General features: G+C 59.8%; 21 protein-coding genes. 8 read left to right on the top strand and 13 right to left on the bottom strand.

From position 1 onward, the window contains the following. Positions 1-20: 20 nt before the first annotated feature. From LI336_RS10685 to LI336_RS10655, 7 genes are all read right to left on the bottom strand, one after another. Positions 21-362: a glutaredoxin family protein gene (locus LI336_RS10685; RefSeq protein ID WP_227133117.1), complete on the bottom strand. Its 342-nt coding sequence runs from the start codon at positions 360-362 to the stop codon at positions 21-23. Positions 363-504: 142 nt separating this feature from the next. Then, on the bottom strand, positions 505-750 hold the full coding sequence (locus LI336_RS10680; protein ID WP_227133116.1) for a BolA/IbaG family iron-sulfur metabolism protein: 246 nt from the start codon (positions 748-750) through the stop codon (positions 505-507). 507 nt (positions 751-1257) lie between these two features. After that, positions 1258-2862, bottom strand: a complete 1605-nt coding sequence (locus LI336_RS10675; protein ID WP_227133115.1) for a transposase — start codon at positions 2860-2862, stop codon at positions 1258-1260. A 611-nt stretch (positions 2863-3473) separates the two neighbouring features. Continuing rightward, positions 3474-4127: a hypothetical protein gene (locus LI336_RS10670; RefSeq protein WP_227133114.1), complete on the bottom strand. Its 654-nt coding sequence runs from the start codon at positions 4125-4127 to the stop codon at positions 3474-3476. A 439-nt stretch (positions 4128-4566) separates the two neighbouring features. Beyond that, positions 4567-4707, bottom strand: a complete 141-nt coding sequence (locus tag LI336_RS10665) for a hypothetical protein (RefSeq protein WP_227133113.1) — start codon at positions 4705-4707, stop codon at positions 4567-4569. A 415-nt stretch (positions 4708-5122) separates the two neighbouring features. Next, positions 5123-6841 carry a transposase gene (locus LI336_RS10660; RefSeq protein ID WP_227133112.1) on the bottom strand — a complete coding sequence of 573 codons (1719 nt, stop codon included), beginning with the start codon at positions 6839-6841 and terminating at the stop codon, positions 5123-5125. Between the two features lie 89 nt (positions 6842-6930). Then, positions 6931-7530 (bottom strand): hypothetical protein, encoded by a 600-nt coding sequence (locus tag LI336_RS10655; protein WP_227133111.1) that lies wholly within the window; start codon positions 7528-7530, stop codon positions 6931-6933. 417 nt (positions 7531-7947) lie between these two features. Here LI336_RS10655 and LI336_RS10650 point away from each other — a divergent pair, with 417 nt between their 5' ends. From LI336_RS10650 to LI336_RS10635, 4 genes are read left to right on the top strand one after another with little or no spacing between them, the layout of a single operon-like run. Beyond that, on the top strand, positions 7948-8268 hold the full coding sequence (locus LI336_RS10650) for a hypothetical protein (RefSeq protein ID WP_227133110.1): 321 nt from the start codon (positions 7948-7950) through the stop codon (positions 8266-8268). 5 nt (positions 8269-8273) lie between these two features. Continuing rightward, positions 8274-9143, top strand: coding sequence for an FAD:protein FMN transferase (locus tag LI336_RS10645; RefSeq protein WP_227133109.1), 870 nt, complete (start codon positions 8274-8276; stop codon positions 9141-9143). Then, a complete protein-coding gene (locus tag LI336_RS10640; protein ID WP_049934559.1) occupies positions 9127-9414 on the top strand; it encodes a thrombospondin type 3 repeat-containing protein in 288 nt (95 codons plus the stop codon). Before LI336_RS10645 ends, LI336_RS10640 begins: the two co-directional genes overlap by 17 nt. Continuing rightward, on the top strand, positions 9414-9956 hold the full coding sequence (locus LI336_RS10635; protein ID WP_227133108.1) for a DUF8596 domain-containing protein: 543 nt from the start codon (positions 9414-9416) through the stop codon (positions 9954-9956). Before LI336_RS10640 ends, LI336_RS10635 begins: the two co-directional genes overlap by 1 nt. Here the strand turns inward: LI336_RS10635 and LI336_RS10630 are convergent. Both LI336_RS10630 and LI336_RS10625 read right to left on the bottom strand, forming a co-directional pair. Then, entirely contained in the window at positions 9953-10474 is a 522-nt protein-coding gene (locus LI336_RS10630) for a winged helix-turn-helix transcriptional regulator (RefSeq protein ID WP_227133107.1), read from the bottom strand. The two genes, LI336_RS10635 and LI336_RS10630, sit on opposite strands and share 4 nt — an antisense overlap. Positions 10475-10477: 3 nt before the next feature. Beyond that, the gene (locus LI336_RS10625; protein WP_227133106.1) at positions 10478-10765 is read right to left on the bottom strand and encodes a hypothetical protein; all 288 of its coding nucleotides are present in this window, start codon (positions 10763-10765) and stop codon (positions 10478-10480) included. A 451-nt stretch (positions 10766-11216) separates the two neighbouring features. On the opposite strand from LI336_RS10625, the gene LI336_RS10620 reads away from it, so the two are divergent. The 3 genes from LI336_RS10620 to LI336_RS10610 are packed head-to-tail and all read left to right on the top strand — an operon-like array spanning position 11217 to position 12694. Next, positions 11217-11411: a hypothetical protein gene (locus tag LI336_RS10620; protein WP_227133105.1), complete on the top strand. Its 195-nt coding sequence runs from the start codon at positions 11217-11219 to the stop codon at positions 11409-11411. Between the two features lie 12 nt (positions 11412-11423). After that, the gene (locus tag LI336_RS10615) at positions 11424-12029 is read left to right on the top strand and encodes a hypothetical protein (protein WP_227133104.1); all 606 of its coding nucleotides are present in this window, start codon (positions 11424-11426) and stop codon (positions 12027-12029) included. Further along, the gene (locus tag LI336_RS10610; RefSeq protein WP_227133103.1) at positions 12026-12694 is read left to right on the top strand and encodes a DUF2238 domain-containing protein; all 669 of its coding nucleotides are present in this window, start codon (positions 12026-12028) and stop codon (positions 12692-12694) included. The genes LI336_RS10615 and LI336_RS10610 overlap by 4 nt, the downstream gene beginning before the upstream one ends. A gap of 201 nt (positions 12695-12895) precedes the next feature. Here LI336_RS10610 and LI336_RS10605 read toward each other — a convergent pair whose 3' ends face one another. The 4 genes from LI336_RS10605 to LI336_RS10590 form a co-directional block, all read right to left on the bottom strand. Next, on the bottom strand, positions 12896-13780 hold the full coding sequence (locus LI336_RS10605) for a mechanosensitive ion channel family protein (RefSeq protein WP_227133102.1): 885 nt from the start codon (positions 13778-13780) through the stop codon (positions 12896-12898). A 61-nt stretch (positions 13781-13841) separates the two neighbouring features. Then, positions 13842-15500, bottom strand: coding sequence for an MFS transporter (locus LI336_RS10600; protein WP_227133101.1), 1659 nt, complete (start codon positions 15498-15500; stop codon positions 13842-13844). Continuing rightward, positions 15497-16834, bottom strand: a complete 1338-nt coding sequence (locus LI336_RS10595) for a TIGR00341 family protein (protein WP_227133100.1) — start codon at positions 16832-16834, stop codon at positions 15497-15499. The genes LI336_RS10600 and LI336_RS10595 overlap by 4 nt, the downstream gene beginning before the upstream one ends. Positions 16835-16935: 101 nt before the next feature. Next, the gene (locus LI336_RS10590; protein ID WP_368408372.1) at positions 16936-17406 is read right to left on the bottom strand and encodes a DUF1269 domain-containing protein; all 471 of its coding nucleotides are present in this window, start codon (positions 17404-17406) and stop codon (positions 16936-16938) included. A gap of 473 nt (positions 17407-17879) precedes the next feature. On the opposite strand from LI336_RS10590, the gene LI336_RS10585 reads away from it, so the two are divergent. Further along, positions 17880-19208: a metallophosphoesterase gene (locus LI336_RS10585; RefSeq protein ID WP_227133098.1), complete on the top strand. Its 1329-nt coding sequence runs from the start codon at positions 17880-17882 to the stop codon at positions 19206-19208. Positions 19209-19298: the final 90 nt, after the last annotated feature.

The following is a 19298-nucleotide window of genomic DNA, read 5'->3' as shown; positions in this document are numbered from 1 at the left end:
ATAGAAAAGACTGGTTGCAGTTACGCGTCGAGCGTCGCCGCGAGGTCACCGTCGTCCTCGAGTTGCTCCAGGACGTCGCTCCCGCCGACGAACTCGCCGTCGACGAACGTCTGCGGGATCGTCTCCCAGCCACTGTGAGATTCGAGCGCCTCGCGGAACTCGTCGAGCGCCGGGAGGACGTCGACGGTCTCGTACTCGTCGCGATGACGCTGGATCAACGCGAGCGCCTTCTTCGAGTACCCGCACTGGGGCATCAACTCGTTCCCCTTCATGAACAGCACCACGTCGTTCTCCGCGATGGCGTCGTCGACGGTCGCTTGCACGTCCTCGGGCGCCAGGTCCGTCTCGGGGTCGAATGGCATACCTGACCATCGGGCTGCCGGACCCATATGGCTTGCGTCGCTGGAATCGACCGAAAGAGCGTGGAAGCCCGATTCGAGCCGCGTAGAGGGCGGACTGGCTCGAAGCGGTCGCTGCGAGGACTGGCGGTGCGTTCGACGCCGGTCAGTCCTCGACCTGGTCGGGCGTGCGCGTCGTCAGTTCGATAGCGTGGATGTCGGTCGTCATGTGCTCGCCGAGGGCATCGTACACCATCTCGTGTTGGGCGACCACGGTCTCCCCCTCGAACGCCGGGGAGACGACGGTGGCGGCGAAGTGGTCGTCGTCGTCGGGCCCACGTGGTCGCGTCACGGACGCGCTCGCTTCGGGGATACCGGCCTCGATGAGCTCCGCGATGTCGCGTTCGTCCATGCCAGTTGCCTGGGTCGGCGCTCCCATAGACCTTTCCGAACGGCTCGGGCCGATTCGCCGTCAAGCGGACCCGACGGTGGGCCATGCCCAGGCGAGAATCGTCGCGCACCCGGCTGGAAGCCCGGTTCTCCGGGAGCGAAGCGAATCGCGGTGCCAGCAGGCGACCACACCACGTTAATCACTTGCTCTTTCTGTACAAAGCGAAAGTGGCAGTCGAATCCAGGGAATGGCCACCAGAGACCTCGTAGCGGCCGTATTCCGCGGATGCGGTAGTGTATAAACCATATAATGCGATAGCAAATCGGGTTTGTGGAAGTTGCAGAGTTTCGGAGTATAGTCTAGTTTCCGCTAAAATCTCCGCCAGTATGTAATTCTCTTCGGCATATTACCAGCGGATTGAATGCTCTTGAAGACACCTGTCGAAAGAGTGTGAGATAGCAGCTGGGTTTTGAGAGTGCTGAACAGTGTTCCCACTCCGGGAGAGCGGACCCAGCTGGGTTGAGTCCGTCAGTCGGGTGGAATCAGCACTGAGACGACGATTTCGACACATTCGCTTGCAGTTAAAACGGGTGCGTAGTCCATCGGGCCATCAACATCCGCTTTCAGCAGGAAATCGGTGAGTCGCCAGATATTGTACAGCAGCACGGCGAACACGAAGTAGAACAGCCGCACCCTGTAATCCTTCGAGGAAGTCTTCGCGAGGAAGTCGTGCTTGATCGATTTGTACTCGTTCTCGATCTGCCAGCGCCGACTGTATCGTCGACAGACCGTTTCTGCTTCATCTGGGCCCACCCTGAGATTCGTCGCGAAGACAGCTGTGCCATCGCCTTTCGTTGAGGGTACGTACAGGAACCGTATCTGGTGGTTTCCAGCTTCGACGTGGACGGAAGCTGTCTCAACAGCGACCGCTTCGCCATCTGTTTCCATCGTCTCGATGACCTCCCCTTCGGCGCTGTTGATTCGCTTTGGGATGAGGTAGTTCACGCCGAGGTTCGACAGCGTTTGAAACACGCGCTGTGAGTCGAATTCACGGTCACACAGCACGCTCTCGATTGGGACGTGTTCCTGGGCTCGTTTTACCAGACGTCGGACGACACGATGAATCTTGTTTGGCGGATTCTTATCCCACTCCGAGCTCTCCCGAATCGGCTCTACTCCCAAGACCAGCGGGATGTTCTGGCCGATAATCGACAACGTCGCGAATTTGAACGCCCTGACGTCAGTTTCTTTCGTGCCGCTGACCATCGACATTCCCTCGACGTCGCCGTAGTACGGGATAGTCGTGATATCAATCGCGGCCGTCACAGGCCGGCGGAACGACGCTTCAGACTCGATGACCGAGATGAGTCGCTCGATTGCCGTGTCGAACCCCTCTATCAACGTCTCGGGGTCGAACTGTTTGACTGCTCTGAGGTGCGTGTCGCCATGAGGACTGTCCACCGATCTGTGACGATATTGAAACCGGTTGGCGCCCTGGGGCGTGCCACAGCCGACCATCCCCATGAACGTTTGTAACTCGAAGAATCGGGTGTCCTCGTAGGTGGCGTTCCCAGCACGACCGGAGTCGAATCCGTCGAAGCCGTGGTCACGAGCGAGTCGGGTTGTCCGCTGGATCTGCTCGGTAGTGAACTCGCGTGGGTCGTCCTCGGCCGGCTCGTCCGGGAGCGCACTCGGGTCTTTGTCTGGGGTCACGACCTCCGCTTTGCGTCGGGCCTCGGGCACGAGGATGTCGCGGTCGTGGATCTCTTTGATTACGTAGTGTGCGGCTGTGGTGACGAACTCCCTGGTGGCGTCGTCGAAGCGGTTACGCCAAGTTCTCGAGAGTACCGATTCATCGGGAATCTTCTCGAGGCCGAACACGCTGGCAAGTTCAGGATACTTTGATAGCCCGCGATAGCTCTCGCCTGTGAGCTCACGGTAGAGAAACAACCGCAGCATCCCCTCGAAGGAGTGGGGTGCGGGGTGCCACTCTGGATAGCCGTCATCCAGTAAATCGAACGGCCCCGCCAACTGTCGAAGGGCGGTCCAAAGTGATTGGTCACTGTCGAGTGCAGTTCTGAGCTTCACCCCGACAATGTACGCATCGGTCAACAGTCGTTCAGGACAGGTCATAATCGCCATCCAACAAGCCAATCAGACAAATCACGTGTTTTGGGTTCCCACAGCGACCGCAATCACTGGAGAGGATGGGTTGGGCCGACGATTGCCTTCACACCCCTACTCTACAGACCATCGATATGGAGTACGAACTCAACGATTACGCACCCCTTTCTTCACGGCTATAGTGGAGACGGCGAGGACGGGCACTCTGATATCGGAGAGTGTACGAACGTATTCGTGGTTACGAGTGCAACGAGGAAGCCGACGACGTCACTCGCGACGAGCTTCTTAGCGTACCGGCTGTCGCTCACCACAGAGGAAGTGGAGAATTCGGGGTCAACCGTTTCAGAGCCCTCGATTACCTATGCCAACTATTTTGGGGATGGTGTCGGTTTCGGTTCGCTCACTGCCCAGTAGAGGAGCAGTATGATTCCGATTGGGATGAACGAAAGGATACCGAATCCGATTCCTCCAACTACTACTGCGAAGATAGGCTTTCCGTTTGAGACGAATACGGTCATCCCGATGACGGAGAAGATTAGCGCGGTTCCTTGCAGTATTCGCAGTCGTCTTTGAGTGAGGCTTAGAGTGGGCATGATAATATTATCAGGCTCGAACAGCCTTCATTCTATTGTCAAATATCCAACCGCCCAGTCTTGATATGGCCAGAACGTTCCCGTGTTCGCCTGAACTTCTCCAGCTTCTAAGGGTGTTATTTCTGCATCAACATATCTGCTTGCCCCCATCCCGTCTGCCACCCATCCTTTCCACTGCCAATGGAATGCAGGGCCGATCGGGCTGCTTGAGCGGTACTCCCAATCCTTGTTGATGCCCCCCGCTCCCAAATTCGTTGACACGGTTTGGGGAGGATAGATATGGTTTGCGTGGATAATAATGTCTAATTGATAGTTGTTCCCTGGGACCGGACTGGCGAACTCCCACGTACTGTTCAAAACTGCAGTTTCTGACGTTGTAATCGAATACGGGCTAAATTTACTCGAAGCACTTGTCATCGCTTCTGTGCTCACGCCCCCAGAGCCGTCACCATCACCATCTGGTAGTGATGATTCTGTAGTTGTTATAGTGCTCGTATTGTTTTCTGGGACCGAATATTGCCGATCTTGTTCAAGCGCCTTTGTCTTCTGAGTGCCCAGGATTCCGAGTCCGACTGCTAAACCACCTGCCTTTCTCAGAGCCGACCTCCTTGAAATTGCACTATTAGCATTTTCTCCATCGTTGCTATTTCTGTTTTCGTTATTTGTATTCTCGTTTGTCATAACTGCATTAGTACCACACGCACCCCACCTAATATACCTTTTGGTAATTTCTATTGGTGTTCATACATTCCAGGGGACAGATACGGAAGATTGCGATAGTACGGCTGTGAATCACTGGTGGTACTCGACAAACATCACTGCAACCGTGAACACCGTCACGACCGGGAGAGATTTGCGAGTCCTAGGAGTCACGTTCCGCATGACTCCGACTGTGTCCAGCGTCGACTGGTAGACGCCGTTACTCGCCATCGGCCTCACCGGGGTTCTCGACGCAGTCATCATCGAAGGGCACGACTGAGTGGTCTCGGAAGTGGACTGCACAGACCTTCTATGCCTCCTGGGACTCGCCGTCGAACCACTGCATTACCTCATACCGGTTCACGATTAAATCGCCGCACACCGGGTACGGCTCGCTGTCCTCGATCGGCTCCGGTCGATCTTATCGTGCGTCAGCGAGCGTCGATAGGGGCTTGTTCGCGCCGTAGGGCGTGATGTGGTCCTGACACTCCTCGCCGAAGATGCTCTCGAGGTGCTGACGGTCCGCCTCGAACAGATGCCCGAGTCTACTCGTGGAGTCCACAGTTTCGGAGGATAGGCTAGTTGTGGGTCGAATATCCGTTGACTCGTGGTGCTGTTCACCAATCAACAGTCGATCACGAACGGATTCGGACGTAACTATCGAGTGAGCGTGAGGATTTGCTGATTGTTCCTGATGCGAATCTCTATATTGATATGGTGGCTCTTGACCGGGTTTATTGGATCGCAGAAAACAGAAGGCACGCATCGATACCATCCTCCGAGGCTGTGAAGTTGAGACTACACCAGGTTTAGCAGGGCTGTGATGCGTAGTTTCAGCTGAATCGATGAGCAGAAACTGATTCAGATCGCTTCCTGACTGGGCATTATTGTTGGATTACCAGCCAATTCGGAGCGTCCCCGAGACCGCGGGTAGTGTAGCCACTCAGACGCCGCGCTACCACGGATGGAGATCCTCGCTATCCGATTCCGGTTTCCTTCTTCAACAGCGTGAGCGTGTTGTCGGCCGTCACGATCGGCGAATGTCCATATTCATCGGTCAACTCGACCTGTACTAGCAAATCGACTGCTCGCCAGATCGAGTACAGCAGACAGGCAAAGGCGAAGTAGAAGAATCGAAGCCCGAAATCCTTCGACGTCGTCGCCCCCATGAACCGCTTTATCGACCTGTAGCCGCTCTCGATCTCCCATCGATACCCGTACTCAGTAAGGTGCCCACTCCCGCAATTCGTCATGAACACCGAGTACTGCCGGTGGTCGTCGTGCTCGGAGTCTTCTTTCCGGCGGTAGATCAGCGTCGTTTCGTGCCACTCATTCTTGCCGAGGTGGAGCTTCCGGGAGGTCTCGTATCGGTCTTGGTCTCGCTGGAGCAACCGTTTCGCCTGGGCTTTCTCGCTCGTCTGCATCCGTTTTGGGACGACGTATGAGAGTCCACGCTGGCTGATCGTCTCCAGGACGTGCTGGCTATCGAACTCCCGGCCCATCAGCACGTTGTCGACGTGAACAAGGTCTTCAGCCGAATCCAAGAGATCCTCGACGATTTCTAAGCGAGACTCACCCTTCCGAACTGGCCGCGCGTCAAGCACGATCGGGACAGCGTTGCCGACTAATTGGACTGTCGCCCACTGGTAAGCGTACTCGTCGGTCTTCTCCTTCGTGCCGATGATCTCGTCTTCGTGACCAGTTCTATCGCCGGTGAACGGGTCAGCTTCGGTAATGTCGATTGCGACGATCCCCGCTCGAAAGAACTGCTCTGTCTCCGCAACTTCGTTCAGGAGCCGAGTGATGGCCTGCCGGTATATCTCTCGCACCTGTTCAATCGAGAGGTCGCGGATGTGCTCGCGATGGGCGTGCCCCAACGGCGTCCGACCTCGAGTCGATTCGTAGACGAAACTGCGAGCCCCTTCGTTTGCAGCCAATCGCTCGCGAAGTCCGAGATACGTTTGTAAATCCCAGTACGCGTTCTCGTGGATTTCACAGCTCTCACCACGGTCCAGCGAGAATGCAGGAAAGACGACGCGACTGACGTGATCGCTGATCTTCGCTGCTTCTTCCAAAACAGTCTGTTCGTCCGGATCGGTCGCACTAGATTCGTCGTTGTGGTACTGGAGCTTCCGTTCTGGGTCACGAGGAATCGCAACACCGGCATTCTGTGCGTTGATGAGAATCGTCCGCGCCGTCCTCTCGACTGCCTCACGGAAGTCAGCACTGAAGCGCTTGTTCCAACTGCGCCAGAGTGTCGACTGGTCGGGGAGGGAGTCGAACCCGAGCGAGTGACGGGGTCCCGGGTGCTGCCGGAGATACTCGACAAGCGCGGTTTCGTGGCTCCAGCCGTGTATCTCTTTCAGCAGGAACGCCCTGAAGAGCTGTGGCATCTCGTATCGAGTCGGACCAGAGTACTGGTCGTGGGGATTGAACTCCACGTATGATAGTGGATACTGACAGACGAACCCCTCGGCCGAGTTGTGAGCGCTGTGTTCGAACCAGATCCCCGAGACGGTCCGGATATCCTCTGTGAGCGCTGTCAGTGAACTTTGGTCGTACAGTGGCGTCGAGTCGTAGGCCGGCCAATCGACGTGTGGGCGTTGAGCGATTCGTCGAAAGACATCACGGCGGGAAGTGTCACTCGGGACCACTAGAACTCCATACCCCTGACTCGTGTACGGACTCATCTCCATCGAAAGATGTGCGGCACTATCCGAAACGGGCCAATTCCAACTTTGCTGTCATTCCTCTACTATCAGGCTGAGTCGAGACCACGGGAAGGTCAGTCACCGATAGCGGTGATAATGTGGAGGACGAGGATGATGGCAGTGACAACAGTCAGCAAGACGTGTACTCGTCGCCATCGTGAAAAGAGAGTCTCTTTGGTGACGGTCAGCACACGGCCAACGACTGACGGTGTCTCATCGCCTCGTCCAAGCCGGACGACGTGTCGATGTAGATATCGACCATACAGGCCACTCACCACCTCTACACCGAGTAAGACAGCAACTGCGAGACCGAAGCCTTCCCACTCTTCGACAGCAATGAAATGTGGCAGCGTTAGTGCCGTCCCGATGAGAACGACCCACTGGTGTGTTTGTAACTGATACCGCCGGTATTGCACCGGCAGCAATCGCTTTCGCTTTACAATACTGTACTCGAGGACACCGAGGACGAGAAAGACAACGCCAGCTTCAACCACACCAATGTACGGAGCCTCATTCACTTCGCCACCAAGGCCCCACCAATCTCCAATCAGACTCGCGCCTGTCTCATCTTCGTCCGTATCCTCTGCATCTTCACCTTCCTCTTCCTCACCATCCAATTCACCCATGTCCGAAACAGGGGAGAGTGACTGTTCTGTTGCGTCGAGATTTTTCACGACTATATGATCACCACCTACTGGTGATGCCCCCGCTTGAACAGTGCCGACTCCACTAACGACTAGCAGGAGTACAACGACCAGACTTGCTCGCTGTAAACGAGTCTGCATAGAAATACGTAGATACAACGCCGAAAAGTTCGTTCGCGTCCATCTATCGAATCCTCGTACAACCGCCGAATCATTCCGTACGCAGAGCAAACAGAGAGACCGCCAGTAGTACCAGCTGCTCGATAACGAAGTCACAGACATACTCAGAATCCACCTCGCGCTCTGAACCGATTCGATAGCTGTACGAAAATTCGATGGTTGGACGCGAACGCCTTACCAAGGCTGTCTCAACCCTCTATTTGCAATGGCAGAACGCAACGACCGACACGTCGAAGATAGTGGTTCTGAACCGAGGGGTAGCTAATCATGCGCGTTCCCGTCCCGAAAAACAAACTCGTCGCCTTCACGCTCGTCGGTGCGCTCCTCACAGCTGGTGTCGCCGGGGCCCTCGCGCTGCCCGGTGGCGGCCTCGCGCAGGCTGGCGAGCAACCTAACTCACCAGATACGCCCGCGTCAGACGCCTCCCAACAGGTTACTGCGGATGCGCCGACGCCGAATCAGGAGTTCACCCCAGCAGTCCAGACACAGTCCGGATACGAGGACGAAGAACACGAGGAGTATGGAGAGGACGACGAGGATGAAGACAAAGAGGAACACGAGGACGAAGAACACGAAGAGGACGAGTGACCGAGATGATGGGATCGCTCGCATCGGTCTACGAACGGTTCGGGGACACCCACCGCGAGTTCGAGTGTTGTGACACGACGTTTCGGATTCAGGCGACGGGCGTTCGGGCTGAGGCTGGGGCTACTGCGGCCCGAAAAACGGCTGAATCACTCGAAGCCCAGCTGAACGCCTTCGATGCGGCGAGTGCCGTTAGCCAGCTCAACGGTAAAGGAGAAGTCAGGAACGAACACGTTGCCCGAATCGTTCGCCGTGGGCTGGAATACAACGACCGGACCGAGAGGGTGTTCGATATTCATCAGGGCCGCGTCGAACACGACCTCAAAACATTCCTGCGCGGTGACAGTGAAACGCTACCAACAGAGTTTGATGCCGGAACTGTCCAAATCAGCGAATCTCACATCACGACCGACGTCGAACTCGACCTGAATGGCCTTGCAAAAGGGTACATCGTTGATCGGGCCAGCGAAGCACTCGACGGCGTCGGCCGACGTGGGTTCGTCAGTGGTGGCGGTGACATGTCCCCACCGACGGGACCGGTCGCCATCGAGAGCCCGTACGGTGACAACACACCGCTGAAGGTCCTCGACACGGACTGGTACGTCGCAACATCCGGCGGATACCGACGGTCGCGAAACGGCACTGACCACATCTACGATCCGACCGCCGAATCGCTCGGCTCTCGGCATGAATCGGTCACCGTCGTGGCGCGCCGAGACTGTATGGAAGCCGACGCCCTGGCGACGACCCTCGCGGCACTCCCACTTGCCAAGGCACGCGAATTAGCATCGGAATGGGAGGGTCTAGAGGCGCTCATCATCCACGATGGCGTCTTCCATACGACAGATGGCTTTGAGACACATGTCTTGGACACATAAGCAACGAATCACCGTCGTGGCGATGGTCGTCTTAGTGGTGGCTGTCCCTGCTCTTTGGCAGATCGGAGACGTGCGTGCCGCCCAAGCGACCGAACAAAAACAAAGCGACCTCGTCGACCAGACTGTTTCGACGCGACAGGCCCCAGCCGATTACGATGGTGATGGCATCAACGACTCCGCGGATACGTGTCCGACACGACCGGAAACGAAAAACGGGTTCCAGGACGCGGACGGCTGTCCCGATGTCGTCGAAACGACGGGGGCATCGTGATGTCACAGCTCGTCTGGCTCCTCGACCGAGGTGCCGCACTCGTCACGTATCCGGCGTTGTATCTGGCAGTTCTCACGGGAATCCTCTACAACACGGAGTCGTTTGGAATGCTCCACGAGGCCGCTCAACGAATCCATATCGAATTATCCGTGTTCGCGATGATCGTCACGTTGCTACACGCGGGACTCGGTGTCCTTGATGCGTGGTTCGTCGTCACCGGACAGGTTCCAGAGCCGGCATACTCGATACCGTACTTTCTCGGCGGCATCGCCGTAGGTGCGGGGGCACTGCTCATGCTCGTCGTCGCGGTGCTCGGCTTTACTGACGCAAAACGCTTCCAGCGCCCCTGGGGCCCACGCGTCGTCCACTCATTCGCGTATGCTGGGTTCACCTTCGGGACAATTCACGCGGCCGCAATCGGGACTGATCTGACGGGACTCATCCGTCCTCTCCTGGGACCCTCAGTGGCGTTTCTCGTGTACGTGCTCCTGTTGCGTCTGTTAGTGCTTCGAGGGATTCCGTCGAACGCGACCCCGAGTTAGTAGCTGTCCCAGAGCCCCAGAATCCGGTCGACGACTTTGTCAGTGAACGAGCGCTGGTGAACCGTATAGAGGTATCTGACTTGGTCAGGATCGCTGACCTCGTAGACCACACTTCGGCCGTCGCGTTCTTTCGTGACGAGGTCAGCCTCGGCGAGCTTCGAAAGATGCCACGAGACGGTCGATTGTGCCTTGTCGAGGCGGTCGCTGAGTTCGGTTGTCGAGAGCGGACCGTCCGTGAGAAGATGTGCGAGGATGCGGCGACTGTATTCCCGGCGCAGCGCGTTCATCACTATTCGATCGGCTTCGTCGAACTCGGCAGCCGGATAGTACCGCGTGTACTTGCCGTCGTCCGAGACGTCGATCAGGTCCTCATCGACGAGCCACCTGAGCTGGTACTGGAGCGTCCCTTGTGCGTACTCAAGATCGTCGAGGAGCGCGCGAAAGTGAATTCCGGGCGTATCGGCTATCCGCTGGTAGATTTCCCGCCGAGAGGCCAATTCGAGATCCGGGTCCGACATTGCTCAGTGTCGCGTCAAAGCGACGAAAAACGCCAGGAGGCCACCGAGGATCAGGATTGCACTCCCGTGTTCGAGCAATTCCAGCGTCGCGTACGGGAAGTACGGGAGCAGTGGGTACTCGAGGAACACGATGAGTCCGTAGACGGCGAACATCGCGTACCCGAGCGTAACGATTCGCATGCGGCCATCGCGTTCCCGTCGCCACGCGAGGAAGCTGAGGATGCTGAGCCCCGCGGCGAGGACGAAGATACCGAGACTGACGTACTGTTCGAGGAGTTGAGCGAGTGGCATACGTGCTTCCTGTACTCATAGCCGGTGCGACGTGCTCGGCGATCGGTACAATTCAATCGAAGGGGGTAGCGGGGAAAACGATTGGCGTTCAACCGTCGAATCCAATCTTATGCATTGAGACGACCAGTCTCAACTACTGGGGTTTCGGTGAAGTTCAGTACCTGACTGGATGGGGACGAATCGATGAATGATAATCTAGACGGTGCCATTGGGGTACACTTACCAGCGAATAGGGAGTTCGAGTGCGCGAGAAATTCGACTGAACGGTCTAACCGACTTATGCTCTCAGGCGGAGTTACAGAGTCTATAAGCGATGCAATCTAGCACATCAGTCGATGTCGAACCGAACCTCATTGGGGGCCGCTCCGCGACGGTCGCCAGAGTTATCATCGCGATGCTCGGACTCCTCGCAGTAGTTTTCCCCCTGACCACGGAGAGCTCTGTGTCAGTTTTGCTCGGCGTAGTTCTCGTCGTCGGCGCGCTCGTGCACGCCGCGAACGTCTCCTCGGCAGGGGCGCTCGGGAACGTGCTCGGGCAGGCGATACTCGCCGTTCTCTACGCCTTCGCGGGAATCACGTTCATCGCGAACCCGGTCCTCGCCCTCGCGACGAGTCGACAGCACGAATCGCGACTGGCGGTTCGATAAGCGAGATCGAGCATGGGTCAACAACTTCCTGAAGATTGGTTCGTCACGGACACGCGAATCAACGCAGCCATCGCGTGGGTGCTCGTCGGCGCGCTCGTTACGGTGGCGATAACCGCGTTCCTGGAGTTCCTGCTCGTCCAGATGGCACTGGCGGCCCTCGCGGCGCTCGTCGCTTTCGCCCCGGCACTCGTCAGTAGAACGTGGACCCGGACAGTGCCGTGGCCGCTGTTGCTGCTCTGTGCGATCCCCCTGTCGGTAGGGGGACTCGGAAGTAGCTTCTTCGCCGACTTCGTCACCGGTCTCAGCATCGCCGCGCTGGGGATGCTGGTCGTCGTCTCCCTCCAGTTGACCAGGACGGTGCGAATGACGCCGAACTTCGCCGTGGTCTTCGTGGTGCTCGCCACGATGGCGACCGCGGGCTTCTGGGCGGTCGGCTCGGCGGTTTCTGCTCAGTATCTCGGAACGGGGTTCGTCGAGACCAACGAGGACCTGATGACGATCTTCACCGCCGCGACGCTCGCAGGGTTCGTCGCCGGCGGTCTCTTCCGTGTGTACTTCCGGCGACGGCTCCGGGCTAATCGCGACCGCATCGGCGGAGAGGGGGTGAGTGCGCTATGAGTTTCCAGAACCGCATACGTCTCTCCGGGCGAACCCAAGCGGGGCTCGTCAGGTTCCTCCAGGCTGTGATGGTCGCCATTCTCGGTATCGGGCTGTACACCGGCAACGCCGGGATCGCGGTCAACGCCGTAGTTGGGCTCATCGTCACGCAGTTACCGGCAGTGCTGGAGCGGAGATACCAGATCACCATGAACGTGGGGCTCGTCCTCTGGGTCACGCTGGCGATGTTCCTGCACGCGCTCGGGACGGTGCCACTCCTCGGTCCCGACTTCGCGACTCTGTACGGCTCGACGTGGTGGTGGGATCATATGACCCACGCGCTGTCCTCGTCGCTGGTCGTCGGGTCGGCCTACGCGCTGACGCGAGCGCTCCAGGAACACACCGAGTACATCCACATAGGTCCGAAGTTCACGTTCGCGTACCTGCTGGTGTTCGTGATGGCGTTCGGTGTGTTCTGGGAACTCCTCGAGTTCTACATCGCTGTGGGCGCAGAATCGTTCGGTGTCCCGCAAGTGCTCACCCAGTACGGCCTCGAGGACACCCTCCTCGACCTCGTCTACAACACGATGGGTGGTCTGCTGGTCGCCATCTTCGGGACGACGTACCTGACCGGTCTCTCCGACCAGTTGCGGGCCCGGCTCGATTCGAGGGCAGCGGACCGCTGACTCGCGCGTCACATCCGGGAGTGCCGGTGGGGGTACCGATCTTCGGCCGTCTTTCGAACGGAAGCCCCGAGTCGATGCCGAATCGAACGCAGTCACCGTCGACTTCGAGGCGTCCCCCTACGTGATGCCGCGAGTGTTTTCGGCCTCCCTACCCGGTGATGGGACGACGAACCCGCGAAGGGGTCTCGAAGCACCACTCGGTCAGTCTCCAGCAACGCCTCCCTCTCCCGCAGAGTCGTTCGTGACCTCCACACCGCCCGAGAGTTCCGTATTGGGGTACGGTATGTCGATACCCTCATCGTCGAAGCGTTCCTTGACCGCTTCGACGAACTGCGACCGGATCACCCCGTAGCTGTGCTCTGACGGATCGATCCAGATTCGTCCCGAGAGGACGACCGCCGAGTCACCCAGTTCCGTGACGGGCGCCGTCGCTTCGGGATCCTCGAGGACGCCGTCGATGCTGGTTCCCTCCTCGACGATGACGCTCCGTGCCTGCTCGATGTCGTCGTCGTATCCGATGCCGAACCCGACCGACACTCGACGTCGATCGTTCGCGACGTTGTTGACGACTGCCGCGTTGGCGAGGTCGCTGTTCGGAACCGTCACCAGTTCGTTGTCGAACGTGTCCAGCTTCGTCACCCGCATCTGGATCTCTCGAACGACGCCGTCCTTCCCGTCCCACTCGATCCAGTCGCCGACTGTGAACGGTTTGTCCTGGATGATGAACACGCCGGCGACGAAGTTCGAGATGAGGTCCTGTGCGGCGAACCCGACCGCGAGCGTGATCGCACCACCCAGGGTCGCGAACGCGGCGAGCACGGTACCGAACCCTGCTATCGTTGCAGCGATCGCGATTGCGAACACCGTCGTGACGAGGACGGTCATACTCACGGCGAACCCGATGAGCGTCTCGTCGAAACCCCGACGTTGCAGGCTGTTCTCCACTGCCCGAACCGAGACAGATCGTCCGATCTGGTAGACGAGGAAGAACACGATGGCGAACGTCAGGATCGTCGTTATCGTGTCGACGAGTGGCGGGACGTACTGCTGGAAGTCGAACGGTGGCTCCTGCTGGAGTGGGAACATACCAGCTACCGGGTGGTGCCGATGGCGCTAAGTAATTGACAGCGTACGAGCGATCGGCGCGTCATGGATTATCGGAGTTGCGCGGTAAGAACGCCGAAATGGCGAGCGTGAGCGCCGCGAATACGACGAGGAGTAGCAGCGTCGCGCGCTGGGCGCCGACGAATGCGGTCTCGAAGATCCCTCCGAGCAGTGCCCGCTCTGTGGGGGTCAACCCGGCGAGGAACGCCTGCCGGGTCGCCTCGGTTGCCGTCTCTGCGGCCTGTTGCAGTGCCAGGGCGAGTTCGTCGCGTCGGGGCACCGACACTGTGGCGCCGGTCGCCCGGAACGTGCCGTCTATCACTCCCCGGTAGAACTGCCCGAGGAGGAAGGCGCCGACGATGGCCGTCCCGAGCGCGTACGCGAGCATCCCGGTCGCGTTCATGACGCCCGAGGCCTCCGAGGAGTTCGCCTGGGGGACCGCCGAGAGCGTCGAGTTGACGAGCTGTGGCGTCATGAGTCCGATGCCGACGCCGACGACCGCCATCGGGACGGCCATGCTCCGCACCGTCTGGTCCGGGTTCGTGTCCTGGAACAGCAACAGGAGGCCGACGGTCATCAGCACGGCCCCGACCTGGACGAGGGTTTTCGGTGCCACGTACGCGCGCCAGCCGGTGGTGAACGTCGAGACGAGCAGCGTCCCGACGGAGAACGGAAGCATCGCGACCCCGGCCTCGAAGGCGGTGTAGCCGAGGCCGGACTGGAGGTACACCGGGATGATGAAGATGAACCCGGCCATGACGAGCGCTCGAGCGCCGAAGGTCAGCGAGCCCGTGGTGAACGAGCGGTTCGAGAGCATCTCCATCGGAACGAGCGGCGAGCGGCCGGCGCGCTCGAGGCGGTACTCGTACTGGACGAACGCCGCGAACGCGAGCAGTCCTAGGCCGATGGTCCAGAGCGCCGGCGACGTCCCGAAGGGATTGAACTGGACGCCGAAGGCGACGAACGGGCGCGTCGCGAGCAACCACCCGAACTTGCCGGCGAGGATGAAGCCGACGACGAGCGACGTCGCGCCGGCGATGGAGAGCGCAGTCCCCCCGACGTCGAGTGGGTCTGGGTCGGCCGTCAGCGGGGCGGCGCTCACGTAGCGAACGAACACCAGCGCGACGACGACGACGACCGCCTCGAGGGCGAACCCCCACCGCCAGCTGGCGAAGGTCGTCAACGCCCCACCGAATATCGGTCCGACAGCCGCGCCCGCCGCGCTCACGCCCGCCAGCACCCCGAGAGCTCTCGCGCGGTCTTTCCCATCGTAGGTGACGATGAGGACGGTGAACGTCAGCGGCATCAACACGGCGGCCGCAGCACCTTCGACGAGGGACCAGCCGAAGTACAGGACAGCGGGGCTCCAGGCGACGGCCGCCAGCAGCGTCCCGGCGGCGTAGACGACGAGCGTACCCTGCATGAGCCGCCGGACGCCGTACATCGCCGGAAGCTTGCCCCCGGGGAGCATCAGCGCCGCCATCACGAGCGAGTAGACCGCTATCGCGCCCTGGACGACTGGAACCGTGGTATCCAGATCGGACACGATAGCCGGGATAGCGACGTTCATCAGGGTCGAATCGATGACCGCGATGAACATCGAGAGGCTCACCGCGATAGCCGGCCCCCAGTACGCCAGCGTCCCCTCCTGTCGTTCCGGGGCATCGACTCCTCCCCTGGGTCCTCCCGCATCAGAACTCATCGAGACACTCCAGGGGAGACCAGTCGCTCGGGTCGTTCCCGCGTTCTCCCGTCGGATACCTGTGTCTCGAGGAATCCGACGCGAACGACGACGTCCCGATTGAACTCCGCGGTTAACTGGTCGTCCCAGCGTTGAGCGAGGTCCGGCGGTACCTCCTGGTCCCGTGGAACGCCGATGAGGACGTTCACCCGCGGTTCGTTTCCGAGGAGCAGATCGATCGGTTCGTAGTCGACGGTCACGGTGACGAGCTCGACCCCCTCGATGTCTGCTTCGTCGAACTGTTGCTGGAGTTCGGTCCGCGTCTGCTGCTCGAAGGCCTGCGTCTGAAACGTCGTCCAGGTGACCGCACCGAGGACGATAGAGAGCAGTGCGATGGCGACGACGATCACGACGATGCGCGAGAGGATGGACGCGCGAACCCCCTCGAAGGCACCTGCGTCGAGTGGCTTGAACCCTGCTACCCAGAACAGGGTCAGGGCGGAGACGTTGATCGCGAGCAGGTTCACGACCACGAGCACGGCGCCCGCGATGGCGACCCCCGGTAAGCCGAACGCGATACCGAGGCCGGAGGTTGCGGCGGGAGGAACGAGCGCGACGGCGATGGCGACGCCGACGAGGGTCGACCCGGAGCCACGCATGATACTGAGCGATCCAGCGATCCCCGACCCGAGCGCGAGGAAGAGCGACAGGAAGTTCGGGCTCGTCCGCTCGGCGATCTGGGGGATCGTCTGAATGTCGAGTCCTGGCGGGATGAGAACGGTCTGCTGGAGGAGCCAGCCCATGACCGCCGCCGTCGCGATGGCAGCGACGAGTCCGAGGACCTGTAGTCTGATGCCACGTCTGGTCATCCCGGGATCGTCGAGGATCGTGCCGACGGACGCGGAGACGGCTGGTCCCATCAGCGGTGCGACGACCATCGCGCCGATAATCGTCGCCGCGGAGTCGAGGAGCAGGCCCGTCGTCGCGATGACGGTGCTCAGGACGAGGAACGCGAAGAAGGTGGAGTTCGCCGGCGCCAGATCCTGCGCCCGTGCGTACAGCTCCTCGCGCGAGATCCGGAGGCCGGGGAACCGTTCGGTGAGTGCAGCCAGACGCTGTGAGACGACGGTTTCGGTCGAGAGGACGATAGTGTACGCGTCCTCCCGGATACCGGCCTCGATCAGGTCGTCCATCACCGGTTCGACGCCGCTTGGCGGGATGGGAAACTGAACCATCGCCTCGAAGTCACCACGGCCGACCTCGTCGAACACGGCGTAATCGATACCCTGGTCGTCGAGCGCGTCGAGGACGGCAGGTCGTGCGCCCTCGGGGATCAGAACCTGGACGAGTCGCATGTGATACTGGGTGACCGGTCGTCCGAGCGTGCTATACTCTCAGTGCGTGCGGTTTCCGCTCCGTTACGTCGGGGTTCGTCGACGACGAGGTCCCGATGGATTCACCCGGCAACTTCCTCCGCGGCGAAGGTCTCACGGAGGCGCTCCTCGTCTTCCGGGGCGAGGTTCGTGTCCATGATCTGGAAGTCGTGCTCGAAGTCCGACAGCTCTTCCTTGATGCGGTCGGTGTTCCCCTCGCGGGCCAGCAGGAACAGGGCGGAGTTCCCGGGCTCGATCGCGTCCCGCACGTCCTCGATGAAGTCGTCGTCGATGCCGATATCGCCGAGTTTCCCGGAGAGTGCACCGCCGGCTGCGCCGGCCAGTAGGCCGAGCCACGGGGCGAAGAACAGCAATCCGATGAGCATGCCCCAGAAGGCGCCGCCCAATGCGCCCGCACCGACGAGGCTGTGCGCCTGCTTGACCTTCGCACGCCCTTTCTCGTTCCGGACGACGACCGCTGCGTCCTCGATCTTGATCAGCTCTCGCTTCTGTAGGTCGTACATCCTGTCGCGCATGGCTTCAGCACCGTCCATGTCGCCGAATCTGAGTACAACAAGTGAACTCATACCTGTACCAGCGCTGCAGCGGTCTTTGTTAACCACTCTCAATGATAGAAAATGGCGTCGTTACCTTTCCTCGCGTTTGTCGATAGCGGTCGGTCATACCAGAAGCCTACGTGACGTTCACAGGTACTTCGAGGATGATTCAGACGCCCAATCCAGAAAGCGGTCTATCAGTACGGTTGCCTCGACGTCGTTCACCGTTCCCCTGCTCGTACACGTGATTTATCTATCGTTTATTAGAGATTAATTTTTGTAACAAGTCGATAACTTAGTAGGATGACCTCTAGCTATCGGCATGCTCGATTCCAGGGCTCGCGTCGCCAGCTGGCACCCGACTACCACACCGCGATTCGGAGGGCTGCGATCGGCCGTTCGACGCGTCGGAGACGCACAGGCCGAACGACGCGGTCGCCCCTGCATGAACCCGGACTCGAAGTAGCGACATGGCGGACGTGTATTACTTCGTCAGCGACCTCCACGTCGGCGGTGACGAACAGCTCGAACAGGTGGACTTCCTGGACGAACTGCTCGCGTTCCTCGACGCGCTCGAAGAGCGCGACGAGGATGCCGAACTGATAATCAACGGCGACGCGTTCGGGTTGTGGGAGTTCACCGAAGTCGAGGGGCCGGAGAAGTTCGACGCGCTCCTCGAACGCTACCCCGAACTGTTCGAGCAGTTCGAAAGAACCGGCCGGGAGATCGAGATCACGCTCATCCCTGGAAACCACGACTACGAACTCGCCGCGTACCCGGAGTACGTGGAGCGACTCGCCGAGTACAACGTGACGCTGGAGCAAACGGTATCGATCGAACGACCGGTGGGCGAGTCACTCGTTCACGTCGAACACGGCATGCAAGAGGACCCGAACAACCGGATTCCGGACTTCGGGAATCCATACGCGAACCCACCGGGTTACTTCGTGAACCGACAGATAACGAGTCGCGCGGGACAGCTCTCCGGTCGTGGGAAGTACAACTGGCTGAAGGACATCCAGGCCGTGACGCCGATGACCGAGATCCCCGACTGGCTCATATCGAACTACTTCTACCGGGAGATGAGTTCGTGGCTGCGTTTCTCGGTCGTGCCGTTCCTCCTCCTGTTCAACGTGGGCGTGCTGTACGTCGCGTTATTCGCGCTCGACTGGTTCGACGTGTGGTCGCTGCCACTCACACTGGTCGAGGAACTACTCGGCTCGTTCGGGCCGGCCGGGCGACTCGTCGAACTCGTCCTCGGGGTGAATCTGGTCATCATCGTGCTGTTGCTGGCGATCTCCGTCCCGCTCGCCGTCTTCGTGTGGGACGCTCGGAGAACGCTCCGACGATTCGGACTCGTGCGATCACCAACTGACCGGGAACCCGTCGAGAAATACCTCGGCAGGGCCAGGGACGTGTTCGCGTCCGAACCGAGGGTCGCTGTGTACGTGTACGGGCACACGCACCGCCCGTCGGCGACCGAAGTCGACGGCCGGCTCGTCGTCAACACCGGGACGTGGCTGAAACGCCTCCAACGGGTCGACCCGCTCCTCGGGGTTCTCCCGCCGGTCTACTACGCCTCCTACCAGCTCAACTACTTTCGTCTCTCCGCGGCCGATGACGGCGACGTCCTCGTCGAGTACGAGGTGATCGAGAAACGGGACCCGGACGACGAGACGTTGCTCCAGCGGTTGCTCACCCGGTCACCGCGACGACGACGGGAACTCCCAGACCGGACAGTGGTGAACCGTCCCCGAGAGCGGGATTCGCAACTGGACGAGTCGGAGGGTACGGAGTAAGTGACGCATCAATGCCCCTCGTGCGTCCGGTCCCCATACGCGATGGCGAGAACCACGATCTGACGGACGATCCTCCGAGAGATCGAGGAG

It is taken from the genome of Halorubellus salinus (genome assembly GCF_020567525.1).
Classification (GTDB): domain Archaea; phylum Halobacteriota; class Halobacteria; order Halobacteriales; family Natrialbaceae; genus Halorubellus; species Halorubellus salinus.
This window is presented reverse-complemented; position numbering and strand designations above follow the sequence as displayed.

Excerpts from the sequence above, each read along its gene's own strand:
- LI336_RS10625 (WP_227133106.1), bottom strand. The coding sequence starts at position 10,765 with ATGCCACTCGCTCAACTCCTCGAACAGTACGTCAGTCTCGGTATCTTC.
- LI336_RS10605 (WP_227133102.1), bottom strand. The coding sequence starts at position 13,780 with ATGTTCCCACTCCAGCAGGAGCCACCGTTCGACTTCCAGCAGTACGTC.
- LI336_RS10590 (WP_368408372.1), bottom strand. The coding sequence starts at position 17,406 with ATGGACGGTGCTGAAGCCATGCGCGACAGGATGTACGACCTACAGAAG.
- LI336_RS10675 (WP_227133115.1), bottom strand. The coding sequence starts at position 2,862 with ATGACCTGTCCTGAACGACTGTTGACCGATGCGTACATTGTCGGGGTG.
- LI336_RS10650 (WP_227133110.1), top strand. The coding sequence starts at position 7,948 with ATGCGCGTTCCCGTCCCGAAAAACAAACTCGTCGCCTTCACGCTCGTC.
- LI336_RS10680 (WP_227133116.1), bottom strand. The coding sequence starts at position 750 with ATGGACGAACGCGACATCGCGGAGCTCATCGAGGCCGGTATCCCCGAA.
- LI336_RS10660 (WP_227133112.1), bottom strand. The coding sequence starts at position 6,841 with ATGGAGATGAGTCCGTACACGAGTCAGGGGTATGGAGTTCTAGTGGTC.
- LI336_RS10640 (WP_049934559.1), top strand. The coding sequence starts at position 9,127 with ATGTCTTGGACACATAAGCAACGAATCACCGTCGTGGCGATGGTCGTC.
- LI336_RS10610 (WP_227133103.1), top strand. The coding sequence starts at position 12,026 with ATGAGTTTCCAGAACCGCATACGTCTCTCCGGGCGAACCCAAGCGGGG.
- LI336_RS10595 (WP_227133100.1), bottom strand. The coding sequence starts at position 16,834 with ATGCGACTCGTCCAGGTTCTGATCCCCGAGGGCGCACGACCTGCCGTC.
- LI336_RS10645 (WP_227133109.1), top strand. The coding sequence starts at position 8,274 with ATGATGGGATCGCTCGCATCGGTCTACGAACGGTTCGGGGACACCCAC.
- LI336_RS10685 (WP_227133117.1), bottom strand. The coding sequence starts at position 362 with ATGCCATTCGACCCCGAGACGGACCTGGCGCCCGAGGACGTGCAAGCG.
- LI336_RS10585 (WP_227133098.1), top strand. The coding sequence starts at position 17,880 with ATGGCGGACGTGTATTACTTCGTCAGCGACCTCCACGTCGGCGGTGAC.
- LI336_RS10615 (WP_227133104.1), top strand. The coding sequence starts at position 11,424 with ATGGGTCAACAACTTCCTGAAGATTGGTTCGTCACGGACACGCGAATC.
- LI336_RS10600 (WP_227133101.1), bottom strand. The coding sequence starts at position 15,500 with ATGAGTTCTGATGCGGGAGGACCCAGGGGAGGAGTCGATGCCCCGGAA.
- LI336_RS10630 (WP_227133107.1), bottom strand. The coding sequence starts at position 10,474 with ATGTCGGACCCGGATCTCGAATTGGCCTCTCGGCGGGAAATCTACCAG.
- LI336_RS10635 (WP_227133108.1), top strand. The coding sequence starts at position 9,414 with ATGTCACAGCTCGTCTGGCTCCTCGACCGAGGTGCCGCACTCGTCACG.
- LI336_RS10670 (WP_227133114.1), bottom strand. The coding sequence starts at position 4,127 with ATGACAAACGAGAATACAAATAACGAAAACAGAAATAGCAACGATGGA.